The sequence below is a fragment of the Haloarcula sp. CBA1131 genome, assembly GCF_008728975.1.
In the GTDB taxonomy this organism is placed as follows: Archaea; Halobacteriota; Halobacteria; order Halobacteriales; family Haloarculaceae; genus Haloarcula; species Haloarcula hispanica.
Genome location: NZ_RPCY01000001.1, coordinates 1725223 through 1746749, shown reverse-complemented (window position 1 = coordinate 1746749; position 21527 = coordinate 1725223). Strand labels below are relative to the sequence as shown.

At 63.2% G+C, this 21527-nt stretch carries 23 protein-coding genes and 1 pseudogene; 7 read left to right on the top strand and 17 right to left on the bottom strand.

Annotation, left to right across the window (positions count from 1 at the left end; all coding sequences use genetic code 11):
- Window positions 1–38 precede the first annotated feature (38 nt).
- The 5 genes from Har1131_RS09000 to Har1131_RS08980 all read right to left on the bottom strand — a co-directional run bounded on the left by Har1131_RS09000 (window position 39) and on the right by Har1131_RS08980 (window position 4811).
- The gene (locus tag Har1131_RS09000; protein ID WP_050038182.1) at window positions 39–1223 is read right to left on the bottom strand and encodes a VWA domain-containing protein; all 1185 of its coding nucleotides are present in this window, start codon (window positions 1221–1223) and stop codon (window positions 39–41) included.
- Between the two features lie 133 nt (window positions 1224–1356).
- Window positions 1357–1959 carry a hypothetical protein gene (locus Har1131_RS08995; RefSeq protein WP_151145983.1) on the bottom strand — a complete coding sequence of 201 codons (603 nt, stop codon included), beginning with the start codon at window positions 1957–1959 and terminating at the stop codon, window positions 1357–1359.
- Complete coding sequence (locus Har1131_RS08990) at window positions 1949–3064, bottom strand: DUF3179 domain-containing protein (protein ID WP_023843300.1); 1116 nt, start codon at window positions 3062–3064, stop codon at window positions 1949–1951. Before Har1131_RS08990 ends, Har1131_RS08995 begins: the two co-directional genes overlap by 11 nt.
- 108 nt (window positions 3065–3172) lie before the next feature.
- Window positions 3173–3811, bottom strand: coding sequence for an alpha/beta hydrolase (locus Har1131_RS08985; RefSeq protein ID WP_014040569.1), 639 nt, complete (start codon window positions 3809–3811; stop codon window positions 3173–3175).
- A gap of 166 nt (window positions 3812–3977) precedes the next feature.
- Window positions 3978–4811 (bottom strand): VOC family protein, encoded by an 834-nt coding sequence (locus Har1131_RS08980; protein ID WP_044952237.1) that lies wholly within the window; start codon window positions 4809–4811, stop codon window positions 3978–3980.
- 285 nt (window positions 4812–5096) lie between these two features.
- On the opposite strand from Har1131_RS08980, the gene Har1131_RS08975 reads away from it, so the two are divergent.
- Window positions 5097–5333 (top strand): UPF0058 family protein, encoded by a 237-nt coding sequence (locus Har1131_RS08975; protein WP_004592453.1) that lies wholly within the window; start codon window positions 5097–5099, stop codon window positions 5331–5333.
- A gap of 137 nt (window positions 5334–5470) precedes the next feature.
- On the opposite strand, the gene Har1131_RS08970 is transcribed toward Har1131_RS08975, so the two are convergent.
- Window positions 5471–5944: a DUF555 domain-containing protein gene (locus Har1131_RS08970; protein ID WP_014040571.1), complete on the bottom strand. Its 474-nt coding sequence runs from the start codon at window positions 5942–5944 to the stop codon at window positions 5471–5473.
- Window positions 5945–6195: 251 nt separating this feature from the next.
- Here Har1131_RS08970 and Har1131_RS08965 point away from each other — a divergent pair, with 251 nt between their 5' ends.
- Genes Har1131_RS08965 through Har1131_RS08955 form a run of 3 tightly spaced genes read left to right on the top strand, consistent with a single transcriptional unit; the run spans window position 6196 to window position 8922 of the window.
- Window positions 6196–7104, top strand: coding sequence for a DNA-3-methyladenine glycosylase (locus tag Har1131_RS08965; protein ID WP_050038185.1), 909 nt, complete (start codon window positions 6196–6198; stop codon window positions 7102–7104).
- Window positions 7105–7109: 5 nt separating this feature from the next.
- A complete protein-coding gene (locus tag Har1131_RS08960; RefSeq protein WP_151145980.1) occupies window positions 7110–7433 on the top strand; it encodes an acylphosphatase in 324 nt (107 codons plus the stop codon).
- 46 nt (window positions 7434–7479) lie between these two features.
- Entirely contained in the window at window positions 7480–8922 is a 1443-nt protein-coding gene (locus Har1131_RS08955; protein WP_050038186.1) for a bifunctional ADP-dependent NAD(P)H-hydrate dehydratase/NAD(P)H-hydrate epimerase, read from the top strand.
- A gap of 9 nt (window positions 8923–8931) precedes the next feature.
- Here the strand turns inward: Har1131_RS08955 and hflX are convergent, their stop codons facing one another.
- Together hflX and katG are read right to left on the bottom strand one after the other, a co-directional pair.
- Window positions 8932–10242, bottom strand: coding sequence for a GTPase HflX (hflX, locus tag Har1131_RS08950; protein ID WP_014040575.1), 1311 nt, complete (start codon window positions 10240–10242; stop codon window positions 8932–8934).
- 190 nt (window positions 10243–10432) lie between these two features.
- Window positions 10433–12628 (bottom strand): catalase/peroxidase HPI, encoded by a 2196-nt coding sequence (katG, locus tag Har1131_RS08945; RefSeq protein WP_050038187.1) that lies wholly within the window; start codon window positions 12626–12628, stop codon window positions 10433–10435.
- A 201-nt stretch (window positions 12629–12829) separates the two neighbouring features.
- Between katG and Har1131_RS08940 the strand changes: the two genes are divergently transcribed.
- A complete protein-coding gene (locus Har1131_RS08940; protein ID WP_008308823.1) occupies window positions 12830–13177 on the top strand; it encodes an FUN14 domain-containing protein in 348 nt (115 codons plus the stop codon).
- A 15-nt stretch (window positions 13178–13192) separates the two neighbouring features.
- Here the strand turns inward: Har1131_RS08940 and Har1131_RS08935 are convergent.
- From Har1131_RS08935 to Har1131_RS08925, 3 genes and pseudogenes are all read right to left on the bottom strand, one after another.
- Window positions 13193–13917 (bottom strand): annotated as a pseudogene (locus Har1131_RS08935) (ribosome assembly factor SBDS).
- Window positions 13918–14004: 87 nt separating this feature from the next.
- On the bottom strand, window positions 14005–14781 hold the full coding sequence (gene psmA / locus Har1131_RS08930) for an archaeal proteasome endopeptidase complex subunit alpha (protein WP_014040579.1): 777 nt from the start codon (window positions 14779–14781) through the stop codon (window positions 14005–14007).
- A 2-nt stretch (window positions 14782–14783) separates the two neighbouring features.
- Window positions 14784–15269: an Rpp14/Pop5 family protein gene (locus Har1131_RS08925; protein ID WP_050007415.1), complete on the bottom strand. Its 486-nt coding sequence runs from the start codon at window positions 15267–15269 to the stop codon at window positions 14784–14786.
- A gap of 275 nt (window positions 15270–15544) precedes the next feature.
- Between Har1131_RS08925 and Har1131_RS08920 the strand changes: the two genes are divergently transcribed.
- Window positions 15545–15907, top strand: coding sequence for a hypothetical protein (locus Har1131_RS08920; RefSeq protein ID WP_151145977.1), 363 nt, complete (start codon window positions 15545–15547; stop codon window positions 15905–15907).
- Between the two features lie 68 nt (window positions 15908–15975).
- Here the strand turns inward: Har1131_RS08920 and Har1131_RS22520 are convergent, their stop codons facing one another.
- The 4 genes from Har1131_RS22520 to Har1131_RS08905 all read right to left on the bottom strand — a co-directional run bounded on the left by Har1131_RS22520 (window position 15976) and on the right by Har1131_RS08905 (window position 17625).
- Window positions 15976–16101: a hypothetical protein gene (locus Har1131_RS22520; RefSeq protein WP_023843303.1), complete on the bottom strand. Its 126-nt coding sequence runs from the start codon at window positions 16099–16101 to the stop codon at window positions 15976–15978.
- Between the two features lie 195 nt (window positions 16102–16296).
- On the bottom strand, window positions 16297–17007 hold the full coding sequence (locus Har1131_RS08915) for an RNase P subunit p30 family protein (protein WP_064287872.1): 711 nt from the start codon (window positions 17005–17007) through the stop codon (window positions 16297–16299).
- Window positions 17007–17432, bottom strand: a complete 426-nt coding sequence (locus Har1131_RS08910; protein WP_151145974.1) for an RNA-binding protein — start codon at window positions 17430–17432, stop codon at window positions 17007–17009. The genes Har1131_RS08915 and Har1131_RS08910 overlap by 1 nt, the downstream gene beginning before the upstream one ends.
- A 7-nt stretch (window positions 17433–17439) precedes the next feature.
- Window positions 17440–17625, bottom strand: coding sequence for a hypothetical protein (locus Har1131_RS08905; RefSeq protein WP_004515500.1), 186 nt, complete (start codon window positions 17623–17625; stop codon window positions 17440–17442).
- Between the two features lie 643 nt (window positions 17626–18268).
- On the opposite strand from Har1131_RS08905, the gene Har1131_RS08900 reads away from it, so the two are divergent.
- A complete protein-coding gene (locus Har1131_RS08900; RefSeq protein ID WP_044951872.1) occupies window positions 18269–18838 on the top strand; it encodes an NUDIX hydrolase in 570 nt (189 codons plus the stop codon).
- A gap of 19 nt (window positions 18839–18857) precedes the next feature.
- Here Har1131_RS08900 and Har1131_RS08895 read toward each other — a convergent pair whose 3' ends face one another.
- Both Har1131_RS08895 and thiC read right to left on the bottom strand, forming a co-directional pair.
- On the bottom strand, window positions 18858–19682 hold the full coding sequence (locus Har1131_RS08895) for a hypothetical protein (RefSeq protein ID WP_014040585.1): 825 nt from the start codon (window positions 19680–19682) through the stop codon (window positions 18858–18860).
- A gap of 297 nt (window positions 19683–19979) precedes the next feature.
- A complete protein-coding gene (thiC, locus tag Har1131_RS08890) occupies window positions 19980–21422 on the bottom strand; it encodes a phosphomethylpyrimidine synthase ThiC (protein ID WP_050038190.1) in 1443 nt (480 codons plus the stop codon).
- Between the last annotated feature and the right edge of the window lie 105 nt (window positions 21423–21527).

Sequence of the window (21527 nt, the reverse complement as noted above, 5' to 3'; positions counted from 1 at the left end):
GCCAGTAGCGGCCCTGCCGACACTGCAGGTCGTTGCAGTCACTTCTGGATGCCCTCGTCAGTGACGATCTTCGTCGCCTTGTTCTGCTCCTTGCGTCCGCCTTCCATCACGATCCGCGTCTCACGCTCAGCGGTCTGGACGGCCTCGGTGTCCTCGCCGTGGATGCGCGTCATCCGCTCCAGTTGGGTCTGTGCCTCGGCGACGTTGCCCTTGCCGAGTTCCGTCTTGATAACGGTCTGTCGGTGGTCCACGTCGACCTGTTCGTTGTGCGCGGCCAGTTTCGCCTCGTCGTCGGTGTAGTCGACGGTGATCGATTCCCGCGTCGTCTCGCCGCCAGCGTGCAGCGTGACATCCGCCACGGACACGGCGTCTTGCGGGTCGTTGGCCGGCGCGTGTATCTTCAGCACGACTCGCTGAGTCTCCCGCTCTAGCAGGTCGGGCAGCGGCACGACAGCCGCGTTGTCCTCCCAGTTGGGGTCTACAGACTGGGTCTGTGGCAGCGAGCGGTACACTTCACTCACCTCGACACCGTCAGCCACGTCAAGTTCGAGACGGGCGTCGGGAGCGACGACGGTCCCGGCCTCCTCGACTGCGTCGCCGAAGAACGACTCGATGTCACCGGCGGCGTCCAGGTGTGTCCATTCGCCGCGGGCAACGGTACCGAGCGTCCGGATCGTCTCCTCGCGGTAGTCGCTCCCGATACCGGCCGCCTTGATTCTGATGCCCTCGGTGTCGATTTCGCGTGCTAGCGTCCCGAACGCTTCCGGGTCGTGGGAGTTGTCCTTCCCATCAGAGAGGAGCAGGACCCGCCGAGCCGTGTTGTCGTCTGTCGGCAGATCCTGCAGGGACGCCTTCGCTTCCAGCAGGCCGCTGTACATATCGGTGCCCCCGCCAGCGGAGATGTCAGCGACCGCGTCCACTGCCGTTTCACGCGAAATAGTCCCCCACCGGGTCGGTGCAAGAACCGTCGTGACCTCGTTGTCGAAGGCGATGATCGAGATGTAATCGTCCTCGTCGAGTAGCCCGAACACCCATTCAGCGCCAGCGCGGGCCTGTTCGATGTCTTCGCCGGCCATCGATCCACTCGCGTCGATACAGAGAGCAATCTGTCGCGTGGGTGGCTCCTCCAACCGTCCGGGCTCGACTTCGATCTCAGCGGTCAGTTTCGCCCCGCCCGTCGGCACGTAGGGTCGGTTGACCTCGCTCACGACAGTAGCGGTCATACTGGTAGATGGGTCGTACGGAGTAATTATATGTTTCCCTCAAATCGAGGGAAAAAAGTTCCAACCGCTACCTGGGTCGGTAGCCTGTAGCTACTAGCTACCTCCCGGTAGTAGGTGCTGTCTACGCCGCCTGTCACGCTGTCTCGACTCGGCTGCCGACCCAGAGAAGGGTTCCGAGCAGTGCCACGACAGTGAGCGGAAGGAGCCACTGGAACAGCGAGAGAAGTCCAGCGCTCGCCTGCACACCGACAACGAGCAAAATAGTGGGCCCACAGCAGGCGAATCCGGAGAGCAGTCCCGGCAACCCCGACACAGCCCCTGCCCCCGGGCCGAGACGGCAGGCCGATGGGCCGCGCCACGCGACGGCGGAGACGGCGAGGTTGAGTCCGACCAGCGATGCCAAGACGGCACCGAGAAGCACGTTCAGCGGCGAGACGAGCAGTTCGACTGGGCCGACGACGACCAGTGCAATCGGTTCCCACTGAAACGGCCCGACCTGCCGGAACGCACGGGTAAGCGGGTTACTGACGACAGAAACCTCGTAGCCGGCTGGGCCGAAACCGAGGTGTCTGAGACCAGCGAGGTACAGCAGGAAGTACGCCAGTCCAGACACACCCAGAAGCAACTGACCGTCGCGGCGGGTGAGCGCTCCCCGGACCGCAACCGCAGTGTGCCGAAGCAAGCGTTCGATGCGAGCGGCCACACCAGCCCCGTCGGCTGCACTATCAGTCGACATACGCACTCTCCGGATAGAAACCGGCCCAGGCGAACCACATGGCGTCGAAGGCCAGTGAACGGTCCAGCGGGAGCGAATCGGCATCGTGTGTGGTCCCTTCGAGCGTGTAGCCGTCGTCCGCCGCTTCGACCGTCGCTGACTCCGGATTCGCGTACACGTAGCCCGTTTCGAGGTCGGTGTCGGCGACGGCGACGTACGGCGTGTCGCCGATGTTGCCTGTCAGAACGCGCTGACTCAGCAGTGTTCCCTTATCGAAGGCCACCGCCCCCGTCTCCGTCCGGGTCCCGATGACGACGGTCTTTGGGTGCGCGCGGCTGTCACCCTGCAGCGGCTCAAACAGCGTCCGAGTGCTCGAATAGTAGCCGCGTTTCGCGTTGTACTGGCCGTATGGATCAGTGCCGTAACGCCGCGAGAAGCTGGTATCCTCGGTCAGAACGGTCGTTTCCGGATAGGTACTGGACCAGCGGTCCCACGTCGTCCAAGTGATCCGGAACTCCCGCAGCGACTCGCCAGTTAATGGGCCCGTAATCGCTGTCGCCAGCATCTGTGGCCACCAGCTATCGGTGCCCCGGTCGTACATCGTCAAATTCGAGTTCACAAGCCGCCCTGAGACGCCGAACTCCACCGGACCGCGCTCAAATCCCTGTGCGGTGCCCGTCAGCGGACAGTACGTCACAGCGACGGAATTACCACCGACAGTGTCGTTCACGATTTCGTGGTGGACGAGAATGTACTGCGGATAGGCTTTCGCCTCCCCGTCGCGGACCACGCCGAACACCGGGTCGTCCGGAGCCAGTATCTCTGGAGGCGTCTCGGCAAACGTCGGGTCGTCGATGGACGGAATACCGTCTTTACGAACGCCGCCGCTGACGATCTTCTCTTCGAGCGTCCCGATCTCGTAGTCTAGATGCAGGCGACCATCAGCCGTCGGTGGCTTCGACCCGTCGCTTCGGTCGGTTGCCGTCGATGGCGTCCCGGTTCCGCCGCCGGACCCGGCCACTGAACGCGATCCAGTAGTCGAGCCGTCATCTCCCGCGCAGCCTGCGCCACCGAGTGTCACACCGGCACCAACCGTCGTGAGAAGCCGTCGGCGGGAAAGGTCCATGCCATGTGTAGTCTTTCCAATCACTAAGTCTCGCGGTGAGGGGCCGGTAACTCCCTGCTGGCACGCTCAGCGAGGCTATCTCGGTGTACGAACCAACGCTCGGACGGCCTAATTGACGAGGGTGGCGGCCAGCGACGAGACGTACGCCAGTTCGTCCTCGTTCACGCCGTGGCCCATCCCCTCGTAGATGCGTTCCTCCACGTCCCCGTTCAGTTGCTCGAAGACCGAGGCCGTGACGTGAACGCGCTCTTCGGGAATGTGCGGATCGACGTCGCTACAGCCCAGGAACACCGGCGTTTCCTCGATGTCGCCCTCGTACTCGCTCTCGTCGATGGTCTCGCCGATGAGGCCACCACTGAGAGCCACGAGCCCGCCGTAGCGCTGCGGGTTACGGGCGACGAACTCGCTCGCGAGACAGGCCCCCTGGGAGAAGCCCAGGACGAGCACACAGTCGGTTGGTATCCCGGCTTCCTCGGCCTCCGTGACGGCGTCCTCGATAGCCTGCAGTCCCGATGTCCGCCCGGGTTCGTTCTGCTCGACCGGCGAGAGGAAGGAGTTAGGGTACCAGGTGTTCCGCGCGGCCTGGGGGGCGAGCAGAGCCAGCCCGTCCTGCTGGAACTCTGTTCCCATCTGGACGATACTCCGGGCAGTCGCACCCCGACCGTGGACCAGCACCGCCGCCGCGCTCGCCTCCGATAGCGCGGCTCCAGCAGTCACGAGTTGCTGGCCCTGATGGGGGCCGCTCATCGCGCTCCTCCCGGCCGTCGGCTGTGCCCTGTCACGTCCGTGCAGTCCGTTTCTGTTCCCGTTCGCCCGGTTGCCGTAGCCAGCCACCGTGTCGTGTGCATACCTCAGATAGCGCGCGAAGACACTTGACTTGGCACATCGGTCAATCGGTCGAGATATCCCGTGTTCAGGCTCGCAATCGGAGTTCGATGTCGTCACCGTCACGCACTGTGAGACCGGTATCGGTTTCGGAGACAGCGTAGCCGGACTGACGGAGGCGCTTACGTGTCGCAGCAAGGGTTGCTTCGTCGGGGAATCGAATCTCGAACCACGCCAGACCCTGTCCGGCGTGGGGCCTTGACCGCCCCTGCCAGACGTTGGCTCCGATGTGGTGGTGGTAGTCACCGGCCGCCAGAAACACCGCGCCGTCGTACGCGGCTCTGACACGCAATCCGAGTGCGTTGGCGTAGAACGACCGGGCCGTCTCCACTGACGAAACTTCCAGATGTACGTGTCCAATATCGGACCTAGCGGGCATCGACTGTTCACCGGTCGCGGCAGCCGCGACTGACTGCGTATCGAGGGGCTCTGTCACCATTTCGACGTGACCCGACGGTGTCTCCTGCCACGGCGCCCGCGGAAAGTCCCGATAGATCTCGACGCCGTTACCGGCCGGGTCCGACAGATATAGCGCCTCGCTGACACCGTGATCCGATGCGCCGGAAAGTGTCCACTCCGATTCGATACGCTTGAGTGCATCACCCAGCGCCGCTCGCGACGGAACGCGAAACGCGACGTGGTACAGCCCGGTCCCGGCAGAACCTCTCGCTGGTGCGTCTGGCCGACGGTTCAGGATCAGTAGTTCCTGTCCACCCGCACCGAGTATCGTCCGGTCGTCGTCTGAGTCTAGGACTTGGAGGCCGACAACATCACGGTAGAAATCGACAGTCGGTGGTAAGTCAGCAACGGTCAGGGCCACCCGGCCGATCTCGGTTTCTGATGGGAGAGTGGCTTGGTCCATACCGATAGCAGGTATAGGCAGCCCATAACTCTGGGTGCCAGCCGGAGACTCCCGCAACGAGTTTGAGTCGACAGTGTTCGAGTCGAGGCCGTCCGTCATCGAAGCGTTGTACATTGCTAGCACTCGACAGTGCCTTTGGAGAAATGGTAAAATTCAGTGTAAAAAACTCAAAATATACTCCGCACCAGGAATTATTCATGAACTATTACGTATTACTAGCAGAGCCGTGTGTTAACCTTCATCAGAGTAGTACTATAACCTTCGAGTTGTTACCTTGGGTTGACTATGAAAAAGCAGGAGCTCATCCACCTTCACGGCCTGCTTGCACAGGTACAGAACCACTACGAAGCCGAATCCGGGACAGAAGTAGACCACGACGAATACGAGGAACTGGGCGTCAAGCCGACATCGATTCACAAGTCGAAAACAGACCACAAGGCCGCTGTCTTTGCGATTGCTGACGGTATTGCCTCCGAGATGGCTGACGAGACCAAAGAGCCAGTTTCTGCCGCCGCGGACTAACAGTTCTCCGTCGTTTCTATGCAGTTCTCCCGACGAGCAATGCTATTAGTGACTGTATAACGGCTGTCGGAATCATATTGGAGACGCGATACGTCGAGGGTGTTGAACAGAGAGACCCTGTTGCTCGGTAACCGGACTTACTCGTCGATTAATTCCTCGAATTCGGGTAACACGTCGTCCGATTCGTCCTCGGACTGGCCCGACGACTGGTCATCGGCCTCTGCTGTCGACTCTGTCGACGAAGACTCGTCGTCCGTCGTTTCGTCGGCCTCCTCCGGAATCTCCTCGATTTCGAGCACGTCGAGCGGGATGTTCTCGAGTCGTTGCCCAATCTCCTTGCGTGCAATTCGGGCGGCATGTTCGTCCCGTTCGACGTTGAACACGGTCATCTCCAGTTCGAGTGCGACGAGACTCTCATCGGCCGCGAGAAAAGCCGGTTCCAGTGTCTCGCCGCAGTGCGGGCAGTGCCGGTCGCCCATGTTGATCTCGACGTAGTTGAGGTCGGGGTTCAGCATTTCCCCCGTCTTCGAGATGGCGATGCGAACTGCCTCGTCCGCAGATGCCACATCGTACACTGGGACTGCGGCCTCGACAACAACTCGGCAATTCATGCTAGTATGTTTGTTTCCCAATATAATGAAGGTTAGCCCTGAAACGGGGATCACCTCTCACCCCATATATCGTGGTATAGAGGGGCAGAAAGCACCGTTGAGCCGCACAGACGCAAGCGACATAAAACATCACGACGGCGAAAAGCAGTGACAGATCAGACGGATATGAACGTCCGCTAGTCGAGAGAGGTCTCCAACCCGTGCGAGCGGAACTCGTAACGCCATTACCTCCGGGTCCGTACACACGGACAATGGAACAGGGCGTCATCGACGTCGGGTCGCTGGCCGGCGGTATCGACCTCCAGGCAACTGTCGAGAGCGGGCAGTCCTACCTCTGGAACCGGGAGGACGGCGAAATGTACCAGCGCGACGGGGGAACCGGGGACGACGCGTGGTACTGGACGACAGTCCGTCGAGACGGGTCACCAGCAGTCATCCGCGTCCGGCAGCGGGACGGTGTCCTCGAATGGGAGTCCACGATCGACGCGGAGGCAGACCTCAAGCGACTCCTGCGGCTTAGGGACGACCTCTCCGCGATTCGGACGACGGCACCGGCCGACGACGTGGTCCAATCAGCCTACGATAGGTTCTGGGGGATGCGTCTCGTTCAGGACCCACCGTTTGGCTCCCTCATCTCGTTCATTTGCTCGGCCCAGATGCGCGTGGCCCGGATACACAGTATGCAACAGGCGCTCCGCGACGCGTTCGGCGAGACAGTCGAGTTCGACGGGCGGACGTACAACGCCTATCCGACGCCGTCAGCGTTGGCCGAAACGACCGAAGAACGCCTCCGGGACCTCGGGCTGGGCTATCGAGCGCCGTACGTCCAGCGCACCGCGGAGATGGTCGCAGGCGGCGAGGCCGACCCGGAGGAAGCCGTCGGTCTCGACTACGAGGACGCCAGGGAGTCGCTCACCCGCTTCGTCGGCGTCGGCGACAAGGTCGCGGACTGCGTGTTGCTGTTCTCGCTTGACTACCTCGAAGCGGTCCCGCTAGACACCTGGATCCGGTCGACCATCGAGGAGTACTACCCGGAGTGTGAGCGAGGGAACTACACCGACACGTCCCGGGCCATCCGGGCCGCGCTCGGCGGCGAGTACGCCGGCTACACGCAGACCTACTTGTTCCATTATCTCCGGACGGGCAGCGACGAAAACTGACGCGGGTGATGGAAGGCGACAGTATAACGGAGTCCGCAATCAAACCCTCGGACATGGCTCGCACGCGAGCACATGTATTCGTCTCCGGTCGTGTCCAGGGCGTCTATTACAGAGCGACCACGCGGGAGCGTGCACAGGACCAGGGGGTCGACGGGTGGGTCCGGAACCTCGACGACGGGCGCGTCGAAGCGGTGTTCGAGGGCCCCGAAGCCGACGTGGATGCGATGGTCGAGTTCTGCCACGAGGGGAGCGAACGCGCGAACGTAACCGACGTCGAAGTCGAGTTCGAGGAGCCGAGGGGCATCGACGGATTCGAGGTCCGCTGGTAAGCCGCCGTCCCGTAGAGTTACTTCACTGGCGGGCGAACCTGCGGGTATGCTCACCGGCTCCGAAATGGGTGTCGTCGATGAGAACGCCGCGGCGCTCGGCGTCCCGCGCAAACAGCTGATGGAGTCGTCCGGGCACGCCGTCGCACGGGCGGTCCGTACCCTCGCTGACCCCGGCGACCAAGTCACCATCGTCGCTGGTCGAGGGAACAACGGCGGAGACGCGCTCGTCACCGCCCGCTTTCTCGACGAGTACGACCTCCGCGTCCTTTTGTTGGGCCGCCCGGACGCAATCTCGACGACGATTGCCAGGGAGAACTGGGATGCCCTCCAGCACGCCGAGTATCCGACGAAACCAGTCAAAGATTCCTCGGCCTTCGACCTTGGGAGCCCTGACGTCGTCGTCGACGCGATGCTAGGAACGGGAATCGCCGGTGCCCTCCGGGAACCGGAGGCAACGGCCGCCACGGCGATGAACGAGAGCGACGCGATCGTCCTCTCTGTGGACGTCCCGTCGGGCCTCGACGCCGAAACGGGGCGGCTAGCCGAGAACGCCGTCGACGCCGACCACGTCGTCACGTTTCACGACACCAAACCCGGTCTGGCGGACCTCGACGTCCCGGTCACAGTCGCCGACATCGGCATCCCCGACGCCGCGGAGTTGTTCATCGAGCGCGGTGATCTCACCCGCCTCGAACGGGACCCAGCGAGCCACAAAGGCGACAACGGCGAGGTGCTGGTCGTCGGCGGCGGCCCGTACACCGGCGCGCCGGCGCTCACGGCCCAGGCCGCCCTCAGAGGCGGGGCCGACCTCGTTCGAGTCGCCTGCCCGGCAGTCGTCGCGCGGGAAATCCAGTCCTACAGCGAGAACCTCATCCTCAGACCGTTCGACGGGGACCACCTCGCGCCACCCCACGTCGACAACCTCGCCGAACTGGCGGCAGAGCACGACACGCTGATCGTCGGGCCGGGACTCGGGAACGCCGACGCGACGCTGGAAGCGGTCGGGGACCTGCTGTCAGGATTCGAGGGGACGGCTGTCGTCGACGCCGACGCTCTTTCCGTGGTTCCGGACATCGAAACGGACGCGGACCTCGTCTGTACGCCCCACCAGGGCGAGCTTCTCGGGATGGGCGGCGAGACGTCCGAGGACTGGCGGGAGCGGGCGGACCTCGTGGAGTCCTTCGCATCGGAGGTCGACCAGACACTGCTGGTCAAAGGCCCGTACGACATCGTCTCCGACGGCGAGCGAACCCGCGTCGGCCGGACGGGCAATCCGGGGATGACGGTCGGCGGCACCGGCGACGTGCTCGCGGGCGTGACGGGGGCGCTCGCCTGCGTTCAGGAGCCGCTCGACGCGGCCGCCATCGCCGCCTACACCGTCGGCACGGTCGGCGACCGGGTCGTCGACGACCGCGGCTACGGATTGGTCGCAACGGACCTGCTAGACGAGATACCGAGCGTACTGTGGCAGCGGGAAGCAGAAGCGTAGCGTCCGCAGTCAGGCCGACGCACCGACCAGCTCCCCGGCTTTCGCTCGGGACTGCTCGATGATCGCGGGCCGCGCCTCGAACTCGATAACCACCTGGTCGCCGTAGTCGACCGTCTCCACGCTGGCGTGGTCGTGAATCCACGAGACGAGGCTCATCGTGTCGTCGGTCATCGGGAGCACGAGTCGCTCGCGTTCGTAGTCCGGCAGTTCGTGGTCGATGCGGTCCGCCAGGTCGTCGATGTTGAGCCCCTGCTTGGCGCTGACGGCGACGGGGTTCGGAGCCAGCGACGAGAGCGCGTCTTTCTTGCGGCGGACCTCTTCATCATCGACCATGTCGGTCTTGTTGAGGACTGTGACGATGGGCGCTTCGTTGCGCTCGTACAGCGTGTCGTGGCTCGTCACCAGTTTCTCCCGGATTTCCTCGACCGACTCGGAGACATCGACGACGAGCAAGACCAGATCGGCGTGGTACACCGACCCGAGCGTCGATTTGAACGATTCGACGAGCCAGTGCGGGAGGTCCTGAATGAACCCGACGGTGTCGGTGACCAGCACCTCGCGCTTGCCGACCGCCGCGCGGCGGGTGGTCGTGCCAAGCGTCGTGAACAGACGGTCCTCGCTCTCGGCCGTGGTATCGAGGTCGGGATGCAAGTCGTCGTTCTCATCGACGTCGAGGTCGTCGGCGAGGCGGCGCAGGAGCGTCGACTTCCCGGCGTTGGTGTAGCCGGCCAGCGCGACGAGGTCGAAGCCGGACTCGCGGCGCTGCTCCCGGCGGTGTCGCTCGGTCTCCTCGATGGATTCCAGTTCGTCCCGGATGTTGGCGATCTGCTTTTTGATGTCCTCTTCGCGGGACTCGTCGTACTCGCCGAGCCCCATGAACCCCGGCCGCTCGTCGCGTTTGGCCAGGCTCGCCTTGGCCTCGGCGCGCGGGAGTTCGTAGCGCAGTTCCGCGAGTTCGACCTGGAGTTGGGCTTTTCGCGTCTGGGCCCGCTGGCCGAAGATTTCGAGGATGAGCCGGAAGCGGTCGATGACGCGCACCCGCTCGGGGAGCTCGTTCCCGATGTTGTACGTCTGGTACGGGCCGAGCTGATTGTCGAAGATCACGACGGCGGCCCCTTCGCGAGCGACCGCGTTGCTCAATCGCGTTACCTTCCCCTCGCCGAGGTGGTACGCCGGGTCCTCCGTTCTGGTCTGTGTGATCTCGTCGACAACCTCGTAGCCGGCCGCCCGGGCAAGGTCCCGGATTTCCGTCGTGTCGGCGGTGCCACTGTCGACGCGCTTCGCGATAACCGCTCGTTTCGTGGTGTGTGTCGCCGTCACTCGTTGGAAAACTACGGCGTCCGATTATTTAACCCCCCGGGAGGGGACTCACACTCTTCCGGGGGTCGGCGGTTGGACGGTAAAATGGCAGATACTGAGCGATTCCTGCAGCCGGCTGGCGAAACTAACGACTTCGATACCCGCTCGAAGGCTGAAATGCAGCCAGCAAAGCGGTAGCGGTCAGTCCGGCTTATTCGAGGTCGAAGCGGTCGAGCTTCATGACCTTGTTCCATGTGTCCACGAAGTCGTGGACGAGCTTCTCCTCCGCGTCGGCCGAGCCGTAGACTTCCGAGATGGCCCGGAGCCGGTCGTTCGAGCCGAAGACGAGGTCGATGCGTGTGGCTTCCCACTTGACCTCGCCGGTATCACGGTCGAGCCCCTTGTAGACGTGTTCGGAGTCCGACGCCGGCTCCCACTCCGTGCCCATGTCGAGCAGGTTCACGAAGAAGTCGTTGGTCAGTGTCCCCGGCTCGTCGGTGAAGACGCCGAGGTCGGTGTCCCCGTAGTTCGCACCGATCGAGCGCATCCCGCCGATCAGGGCCGTCAGTTCCGACGCCGTCAGGTTCAGCAGGTCCGCGTTGTCGACCAGCACTTCCTCGGCCGGTCGCGTGATGTCGTCCTGGATGTAGTTTCGAGCCCCGTCGACCTTCGGCTTGAGAGCGTCGAAGGAGGCGGCGTCGGTGTGTTCCGGTCCCGCATCGACGCGGCCGGGTTCGAACGGGATCTCGACGTCGTAGCCGGCGTTCGCTGCCGCCTGTTCTACGGCCGCGTTGCCGCCCAGCACAATCAGGTCGGCAAGCGAGACCTGCGTCCCGTCGGAGCGCGAGTCGTTGAATTCCGTCTGGATGTTTTCGAGCGTCCCCAGGACCGTCTCTAGCTGCTCGGGCTCGTTGACTTCCCAGTTTTTCTGGGGTTCGAGTCGGAGACGAGCGCCATTAGCGCCGCCGCGCTTGTCGCTGTCGCGGTAGGTCGATGCCGACGCCCACGCGGTCTTGACGAGCTGGGAGACAGAGAGGTCCGAATCGAGGATCTTTTCCTTGAGCTCGGTGACCTCCTCGTCCCCGATCAGGTCGTAGTCGGCGTCCGGGAGCGGGTCCTGCCAGATCATCTCTTCGTCAGGAACCTCCGGACCGAGGAACCGCTCAGGCGGCCCCATGTCGCGGTGGGTCAGCTTGTACCAGGCCTTCGCGAAGTTCATCCCGAACTCCATCGGGTTCTCCTGGAAGGTTTCCATGACCTCTCGGTAGTCCGGGTCTCGCTTCAGGGCGATGTCCGTCGTGAGCATCATCGGCGTCTGCTTTTCGTCTGGGTCGTGTGCGTCCGGCACGCTGTTTTTCAGCTCCTCGCTCGTGGGTGCCCACTGCCACGCGCCGCCAGGACCCTTCTCCGGCTCCCACTCGTAGTCGAGCAGGTTGTTGATGTATCCCATATCCCACTCGGTCGGCGACTGGGTCCACGGCCCTTCGATACCGCTCGTGATCATCTCGCCGCCTTTGCTGTTCCCGTTCTCGTTTTGCCAGCCGAGGCCCTGCTGCTCGATGGGGGCCGCTTCGGGCTCGGGACCGAGGTTCTCCTCGGGGTCGTCAGCGCCGTGGACTTTGCCGAACGTGTGTCCGCCGGCGATGAGCGCGGCCGTCTCCTTGTCGTTCATCGCCATCCGGTCGAACGTCTGCCGGATATTCTTCGCCGACGCTTCCGGATCAGGGTTGCCGTCCGGTCCTTCCGGATTCACGTAGATGAGGCCCATCACGGAGGCACCGAGCCCTTCTTCGATTTCGCCTGGCTCGTCGAAGCGCTCCTGGGTTTCCATCTCGTCTTCCGGCCCCCAGTTGACAGCCTTGTCCTCCTCAAAGGCGTCCTCGCGGCCGCCGGCGTAGCCGAACGTCTTGAATCCCATCGACTCGATGGCGACGTTCCCTGCGAGGATCATCAGGTCGGCCCATGAGATCTTTTTGCCGTACTTCTGCTTGATCGGCAGGAGCAGCCGTCGCGCCTTGTCGAGGTTCGCGTTGTCCGGCCAGCTGTTGATAGGTGCAAAGCGCTGTCGGCCGCCAGCCGCGCCACCGCGGCCGTCGGCGGTCCGGTACGTCCCGGCGCTGTGCCAAGCCATCCGGATGAACAGCGGGCCGTAGTGGCCGTAGTCGGCTGGCCACCAGTCCTGCGACGACGTCATCAGCTCTTCGAGATCCGACTTCACCGCTTCGAGGTCGAGTTTCTGGAACTCCTCCGCATAATCAAAGTCGTCCTCCATCGGACCGACATCACGGGCGTTCTGGTCGAGGATCTCCAGATTCAGCTTGTTTGGCCACCAGTCCTGATTAGATTTCGGTCGCTTCGAATGTCCACCTGCGGCACCGCTCATATCGGAATTCGGTGTTTCTGCCATCTTAACAGTAAGTAAGATTCGTCGGTAGCATACAAATCTTTGGATATGAGTAAAGAAATGGCATCGTGTGAAAAATATCGCCCCGAATTCTTTGGGACACCCCGGTAGCAACGACCCCCGTTCCTGTGGCGGAGGCTGTGTAAAAGGGAAAGCGCCAGAGGGAGCACAAAGGATTTAAAAACAGGCGGTCAGGTACGCTGTATGGGTGAGTTCGTACTCCAACTAGATGGGTTGGGCCTCCAGCAGATGGGCCTCGAATTCGGTGGCGGCGGCCTTATCGGCGGGATCATCGGGTTCGCCGCCAAGAAGGTCGCAAAGCTCATTGCCGTCATCATCGGCATCGAGCTGGCACTGTTCAAGTTCCTCGAGACGCGTGGCATCCTCCAGGTGAACTGGGACGCGATAGGCGGGGCCGCACAGAACGCGACCGGCACCGCCGGGAACGCGGCGTCGGCGCAACCGCCGTCCTGGGTCACGTCACTGCTCTCGGCGCTGCCGGTCAGCGCTGGTTTCACTGCCGGGTTCTTGGTCGGCTTCAAGAAAGGGTAACGCGACGCCGCGGCGTTAGCGCGTACTGATGTCGTCTTCGTCTTTGATTATCTGGGTTTCTGCCTCGCCGCTGGTGTGTTCGTTCACCACGTCGTAGAAGTCGTTCTGTAGGCCGGCCGGGAACGTCATGACGCCGACCCACGAGCCGTCGGACTGCCACTCCTCGCGTTCGAGGTCGCCGAACTGTCGGATCTGTGCCTGGGCGCTCCCAGCGTAGTCCGCGGGGACCTGCACGGCGACGGTGACCTCGTCGAACCGGATCGGAATGACCGGCCGGAGCGCATCGAGGGCGTCGTCGACCTGCGCCTCGACGGGTTCCATCGGGTCGACTCTGAAGTCCGTCTCTTCGAGCGCGGATTCGATGCGCTCCGGCGGGTGCGGCGCGTCGTCCATCTGTGGGTTGACCGCGTTGCGCGTGATCCGCTGGATGAGCTGTTTGTGCTTTTGTTCCTGCATCTCGCGGCGCTGGTCGGCCGTGATCTGTATCTCCCCCCGCTTGATGACTTCGGGGATGATGGCCATCGGATCAGTGGTGTCAAACACCTCTTCGAGCATATTCTCGGGCGGTCGGTCCCCCGCGAGGCGTCCTCGAACACGTCCTCCGCGGCGATAACGTCCTCGAGGTCGCCGTCGAAGTCATCACGTTTTATCGCTAGCGCCGCGTCCGGATCCACCAGTACCTCGAACCGCTGGCCGTGGGATTCGAGGCGCGCCGTCACCGCCTCGTCAAGCGATATCATACCCGTCGGTAGCAGTGGGCCAGTTAAAGGCCTTACTGCGTGGTCGGACAGAAAAAGTCCAGTCGCCCGCGAGGGCTGTCGGAAGGGTTACTCTTCGGTGGCGTCTTCGCCTTCGTCGTCCGCGTCTTCACCGGTATCAAGGAGGTCGGCCTCCGCGAGGTGAGTCTCCTTCTCCTCGTCGGTCAGCTGGCCGAACGTCTCCGTTTCGACGTCGACCGTGGCGACGCCGATGCCTTCCGGCGTGAGCCCGTCCTCGTTGACCGACGCGAGAGCGGCCAGCGCGAGGTCGACGCCCTCGTCGAGGTCCATCCCCTCGTCGTAGTGCTCTTCGAGGTAATCCCGGATGTCGCCGCGGTCGGCTCCGACAGCGAGGGCCTTCCATTCGTAGGGCGTCCCGGAGGGATCGGTCTCGAACAGGCGCGGCTCGCCGTTGACGATGCCGCCGATGATGAGCGCAACGCCGAACGGGCGCGCGCCGCCGACCTGCGTGTACTGCTGGATGTAATCGGTGATTTCCTTGGTGAGGGTCTCGACGCCGACCGGCTCGCCGTAGCGCAGCTGGTTCACCTGCGCCTGGCGGCGGGCGAAGTCGATGAGCTGTCGGGCGTCGGCGACGTGGCCGGCCGAGGCGATGCCGATGTGGTCGTCGGCCTTGTGGATCTTCTCGACCGAGGAGCGCTCCATCAGCGGCGACCGGATGCGCTTGTCCACGGCGAGAACGACGCCGTCGCTCGTTCTGACGCCGATGCTTGCTGTGCCGCGTTTGACCGCTTCGCGGGCGTACTCGACCTGGTAGAGGCGTCCGTCCGGCGAGAAGATAGTAATCCCGCGGTCGTAGGCCTGCTGTTGATTTTGTCCCTGCATAGTTATCGGAAATCGAGTGCTGTCGCGCCGACGAACGCGCCGCCGGAGGCCGCTTCGACATCGTAGCGCGGAGGCCGAACAGTAGCGCTCCGGTCTGCGTTCTCGAACACGACGTGTCTCTGTTCAGTGGCTTCCGGCGGCCCGCGTATATACTTTTCTTCACAGGCACGCACAGTGCCGCTAATCCCCCGGACACGGACCCGAACCTCATCGCCGTCGACGCTCTCCAGACAGGTCAGTGCGGCCCGCGCTGGGTCTGTCTGGCCGCGTCTGGTCCGGACGATGGCCTCGGCCGTGCCGTCGTAGTCGTGGAACTGGAGGACGGTCATGTCCGTCTCGGCGCTGCCGGTGTCGCCCAGCAGGTTCTGGGCGGCGTACCACACCGCCCGCTGGAACGCCCGACGGTCCAGCGACGCTGTCGGCCACGTCTCGATACCGACGGCCAGATAGCGCCACCGGGGCCGGAGATGCTTCGGGAGGTGTTTCATACGCCAGCGTTGGGGCGGAGGACAATGAGCAGTGTGGTGTAGCTACTGACTTTGAAGGAGGTACGACTCGTCAGTCACGCGCTGGCGTTCTTTGTACCGGTGTGGGTCCTTACCCGGTAGTATTTCTCGCACACAGGGCCGTTGTATTCGTCTTTTGACCAATCCACAAAACACTTAGCGACCAGAAATCATAATTCACTGTGGATTTGTTCCGACGGTCAGTGCTTCGGCTGGCTGGTGTTACACTCGGTGGACTCGTCACGGGATGCTCGTCAATGGATACAGAGCCACCCACAACGCAGTCACCGAAAACTGTGGCTCAGCCAGCACTGGAACTCACCGGAGAGGTTAAACGCCAAGCAGCAGCCGCGGCCCCTGCACGAGTGGCAGCGACGCTGACAAACGTCGGGAGCGAAACGGTCCGTCTCGGGTACGGTCCGACGCTGCTGTTTACCGATACGGGTCCAAGTGAGGACGTGACCCGGACCGACACCCTCGTGTTTGATCCGAAGAGTCGGGGCGTACTGCGAGCCGACCCCGTACAGACATCAGCAGGGTGCTGGCGGTACCAAGCGGACGGGAGAGAAGGGATCCAGAGTTCGATACAATACCGGGAGCTGACGCCAAACGACGAGTGATCCGGAGAGTACGATATTTATACGGCTGCCGCGGCCGAGGCGTGTCTCCCTGCAGGGACGTATCGACATCAAGACATCGTCGAAACGCCCGAGCCAGTTCGGTCGGCGACGCTGACGCTCCAGCTGGACATCGACGAGCAACAGCGGATCGCCGTCTCCGGCGAGGTGTCGGCATTCAGGAGCGCGGCGTCCACCCAATAGGCACGCAGCTACTGCGGGATCGATGTCGCTCGAAAAACACACTCCGGGAAACGCCTTTGGTGATACGTCCCCCCGTCAGTTCCGGGGTGGGGCTATCGGAGTGGTTTGTCGGCTCAATGTGTCTGGCAGCTGTCCGGGTCGCTACAGAACGAAGGTAGCAGGGTTGTTATACGTCAGAACAGCACCCGCTACGTTTCGTCGCCCTGGTCGTCGTCTTCCAGTCGGACGCCCGGTTCGATGACGGCGTCGCTCTGGCGCTCGCGGTTGCGCTCCGCGACCCGCTCCCACTCTGCCAGGCCCTTTCGGAGGGTATCAGCGTCGAAGCCGATGGTCTCCCCGACCGCGATGAGATCCCGCGGTGCGCGAATCTGGAGATGGTTACTCGGCGATGCCGAGACGACGAACGGTGCGCCGGCGTCCTCGACCAGTTCCCTGAGCTTCCGCAGTTCTTTGATGGCTCGGACGCGAGTGCCGCCGGAGGCCCGGAGCACCGGGCCGAAGTCGAACTCGACGCGGACGCCGTTGTCGGCCGCCGCGTTCGCCAGAACGTGGTTGAAATCGCCGTCCTCGCGCATCGGGTGGGCGAGCACGTCGACGGTCGGTTGCTCGACAGCGAACCGATTGATGCGGCGGTCGCCGCCGTGGACGACGACGACCGTCCGGTCGCTCCGGTAGTTCCCGACGAAACCGCTCGCTCGCGAGGGGTCGTCCGCCCGGACCTCGACGCCGGCGGCGACGTCGATGTCGTACGCATCGCTGATAGCGTCGGCGTCGTAGTCCGCCTGCGCGTCGCCGTGGTTCCTGACGACGATGCCGTCGTAGCCCGAGTCAGCGGCCGTCAGCGCGTGCCGGGCGACGGTGCTGTCGCCGTCGGGATGGGCGTAGACGGCCTCGTACATCACAACTCCTCTAGGAGTTCGCGGGCGTTTGCGACGGCCCTCTCCCGCTTTGCGGGGTAGGCCTCGACTTTCGCCCGGAGCGTGATGCCGTCGCCGCGTTCGACGCTCCCCCCGAACGCGGCCTGTTTGTCGAAGGTGAGAAAGAACGAACAGTTGTCGTCGACCCGGTCGTCCAGTTCCGCACGCACTGCGTCGATATCCGGCGCTGACGCGACCTGCGTGAGTACGTGCCGGATATCGTCAGCGTTCTCGACGCGAGCCGAGAGGACGACGATCCGGTCGCCGTAGTGCCCCTCGCTCTGTGCGCGCTCGATAGGGTAGTCCTCAGGCAGGAACGTTCGGAGCGCTCCCTCAACACGCTTGTCGTCCTCTGTCGCATAACAGAATGTCCGGAGGTCGACGTAGTGGAACGGAACCGACGACATTGAAGCCCTACTCGTCCTCGGCGGCTTCGAGGTTGTCTTCGGGGACGCCCTGCTCCTGTCCGTCCTCGAAGGAGACCGTGTAGTTGGCGTCGCCGAACATCGTCTCGACGACCTGCGTGATGGTGCCTTCCTCGCCGTCGTAGTCGCTGTGCTCGTCGTGGAGAATAACGCTGTCGTCCTCTTCGAATGCCATACTGGGCGGTACTCGGTGGCTCGTCAAAAAGGGACTGATTCAGGTTTGCTCGGCCCAGTCGCGGACGTGGTGGGAAAATGTCCCTGTGACACGGCCCAGATCTGACAATCAGGACCGCGACAAACCTCGATCAGCCCAAAGCCAGGGGTACGCTGATCAGGGCTGACCGATCTTGGTGTTCCCTGTCGCTTCCGTTGCGAAAGGCATGGCCATGATTAGACTTGTCTAAATATTTTCTTAGATAGATAGAATTAAGTGTCAGATCATTCTACAGTCACATGCGTTCCATCAACCACGGAACGCAAAGGCGTACAGATCGAGTGGGTAGAACAATCCGTCAGGTCGTCGAAACAGCCAATGAGTTCCTGCTACACGGGAGCGTGGCTATCCTTGTTCGGGCCTCTTCCCGTGTTTCGCTTCGAATGAGCCGGACCAGATATGTATCCGCGTTTGCAAGCTCTCCACCAGTGTCAGTGGCACAACGGATTCGGTTTCGAAACCCCCCTGAGATACGCCACGGCAGCCGATACGTCACAACAACTGTTATGGGACTCTCTCGACTAACCATCGACATGATCAGTCCACCGCTCTCCCCCGTCAAGACGGTTGTTTCGTCGAGGTGTCAGACACAGATAGGACACAGATGACGAGCGTCGACGACCTGTGGTACCTCTCCGACGGGGCGTGTCAGACCGCCGAGCAGACGTATCACCAGCTCCGGGAGCAGTACAGCGGCTACATCGAGTTCACGCGCCACCGTAACGTCCCGCGGAATCGGTTCCGGGACGTGGCCGCTGTCGCTCGGGACCACGGCGCACCGTACGGGGCGCACACGCTCGCCTACCGGCCCACCGGTGAACTCCTGCTCGTCCGCCACGAGGGCGTCGACATGTGGGTACTGCCCGGCGGCGAACTCGATGCCGGTGAATCCCTGCAGGAGGCCGCACTGCGGGAGTTAGGCGAGGAAAGCGGCATCGAAGCGGCCATCGAGGGACTGGGGCTGCTCGGACGGGTCGAGTTCTACTGTGACGGGAACATGGCCTGGGGCGTGCTGCCGGTGTACGAGGCGCGAGCGGAGACGACCGACATCGCAGTCAATGACCCAGATCATGAAATCAGTGAAGCCCGGTGGTTCGACGAACTGCCGGCCGATACGCGCGACCGCGAAGAGATTCTGCAGTGGCGCGGGCGGCGGTTCGGCGGCGGGGCGTAATCCGCTGAAACTGCACGGGTTACTCCGGGCCGAACGACTGGCCTTCGCGAGCGTCGGCGTTCATCCGCCGGATGGTCGCGCGAGCGTTGCTGGCGTCGTAGCCGAACAGCACGGTTTCGGCGTACTCTTCGGCCACTTCGACGGCCTTCGAGAGGTCGTCGACGTCCACGTCGACGGCGTACAGTTCGATGCTGAACGGGGTCGAGAGACGGTCCTGCCAGCCCTTTGCGAGAATCTCCAGCCAGTAGGTCGTCGAGTACGCCATGTCGTAGATGGGGACGACGAACTCGTCGACGAACTCGGCGATGTCGTCGACGGCGACGCCGGAGCGGGCTTCGAGGTGGCCGGGATAAGGGTCGGGATACAGCGTGAGGTACATCTCGCCGGGCACGCGCTCGCGAGCCTCGGCGACGAACTCCGTGATGACGTTACTGCGCCAGGCCGACCAGTCCTCGAACTCGCTGTCGGCAAAGCGTTGCTCACAGCGATCACAGTGACAGTACTCGTCCCGGGGGAAGCCCACGTCGTCGAGGCGCACGTCCTCGTTGACGGCCGCTGCCTCCTCGATTATGTCGAGCAGGCCTTCGCGGTAGCGGTCGTGGGTCGGGCAGACGTACGTCCAGTCGAAGTACGGCTGGTTCCGGGTCGCCGGTGTCCCCTCGTCGTCGAACGCGAGCAGGTCCTCCTCGCTCTCGACTGCGTTGTCGCCGAAACAGGACACCATGTTCACCGCGCCGGCAATCGGTTCGACAGCGCGGCCGGTCACGTCCTTGACCTCGTAGAACGCCCGGTCGAACTCGGACCACTCCGTCTCCTCCTCGTTACGGGTGACGACGCCGTACATACACGCTGGTACGGCGGTTCGCCGGGTAAGAGTTCGGAAAGCGACGGCGCTGTCGCTGACAGCGCAGAGACCGAGAGAATACTGCCGGCCATCGGGATACCCCACCCCATACGACGCCGTTGAGGACCAGTAGGCAGGGCGGCCGACAGTAGATTCAGAGGGCGATACAGTCGATTCGCGCAGCCTTACCGCTTGACGTAGTACGCGAGGGCAAGTGCCATGACCGCGACGAGGGCGATGACTTTCTTTGACATCGTTTCAATAAACGAACACCGATTATAAAGAACTACCGCCGTGCTAATCGTCAGCACTCCCCTCTGTATCAGCGGGCATATCGGCGTCAGAGCCGGGGATATCGGCCCCGTCGTGGGTACCGACCGGCGGTCGGTTTACCGCTGCCGCTGACGAGTCTTCGAGGGGAGTCCGGTCGTCAGCGTCGGCCTCGATCGATTCCATGTCGCCGTCTTCTCGCGCGTCCTGGTCGATCCGCATCGAACAGAACTCAACGCCGCACATCGAGCAAAAGCGCGCCTCTTTGTAGTTGTCACCGGGGAGCGTCTGGTCGTGGTACTCGCGGGCGCGGTCGGGGTCTAACGCCAGGTCGAACTGTTCGCGCCAGTCGAAGGCGTACCGGGCTTCAGAGAGCGCGTCGTCCCAGTCTCGCGCCCCCTCGCGCCCGTTTGCCACGTCGGCGGCGTGGGCGGCGATGCGATAGGCCGCAAGCCCGTCCCGCACGTCGGACTGCTCCGGGAGGCCGAGATGCTCTTTGGGCGTGACGTAGCAGAGCATCGCCGCACCAGCACGGCCCGCCTCCGTCGCGCCGATGGCGCTCGTGATGTGGTCGTATCCCGGCGCAACGTCGGTCACGAGCGGGCCGAGGACGTAGAAGGGCGCGCCGTCACAGACCTCCTGCTGACGTTCGACTTGCTCGGCGACCTGATCCATCGGGACGTGGCCCGGCCCTTCGACCATCACCTGCACGTCGTGCTCCCAGGCGGTCCGCGTGAGTTCCCCGAGCGTGTCCAGTTCGGCGAACTGCGCGTCGTCGCCGGCGTCGGCGAGACAGCCCGGCCGGAGGCCATCGCCGAGGCTGAAGGTCACGTCGTACTCGCGGAATATCTCGCAGATGGCCTCGAATTTCGTGTACAGCGGGTTCTCCATGCCGTTCTCCTCGATCCACTGGGCGAGGATAGAGCCGCCCCGGGAGACGATGCCCGTCTTCCGGCCGTCGGTCAGCGGCAGGTGTTCCATCCGGACGCCGGCGTGGATGGTCATGTAGTCGACGCCCTGCTTCGCTTGCTTCTCGATGACGTCGAGCAGCAGTTCGTGGGTAATCTCGCTCGGGTCGCTGGCGCGCTTGACCGCCTCGTAGATGGGAACTGTTCCGATGGGGACCGGCGAATGCCGGACGTTGGCCGACCGTATCTCGTCGAGGTTATTCCCTGTCGAGAGGTCCATCACCGTGTCCGCGCCATAGTGGACAGCGGTGTGGAGCTTCTCCAGTTCGCCCTCGATGTCGCTCGTCTCCTCGCTGTTGCCGATGTTTGCGTTGACCTTCGTCGCAAACTCCCGGCCGATAATCATCGGGTCCAGTGAGTCGTGACCGACGTTTGCGGGAATCACCGCCTGTCCATCGGCGACTTGCTGCCGGACGAACTCCGGTTCGACACCTTCGCGCTCTGCGACTCGCGCCATCGCCTCGGTGACGGTTCCGTTCCGGGCCGCTGCTAGCTGCGTCATAATCACTAGGTTATACTACTTGGTTATAAAGCTGCGGTGATCGGTCGCGGTAAAGAGACCCTGTCAATACTGGGACCGACCCCAACACCGATGTACGCGAACAGG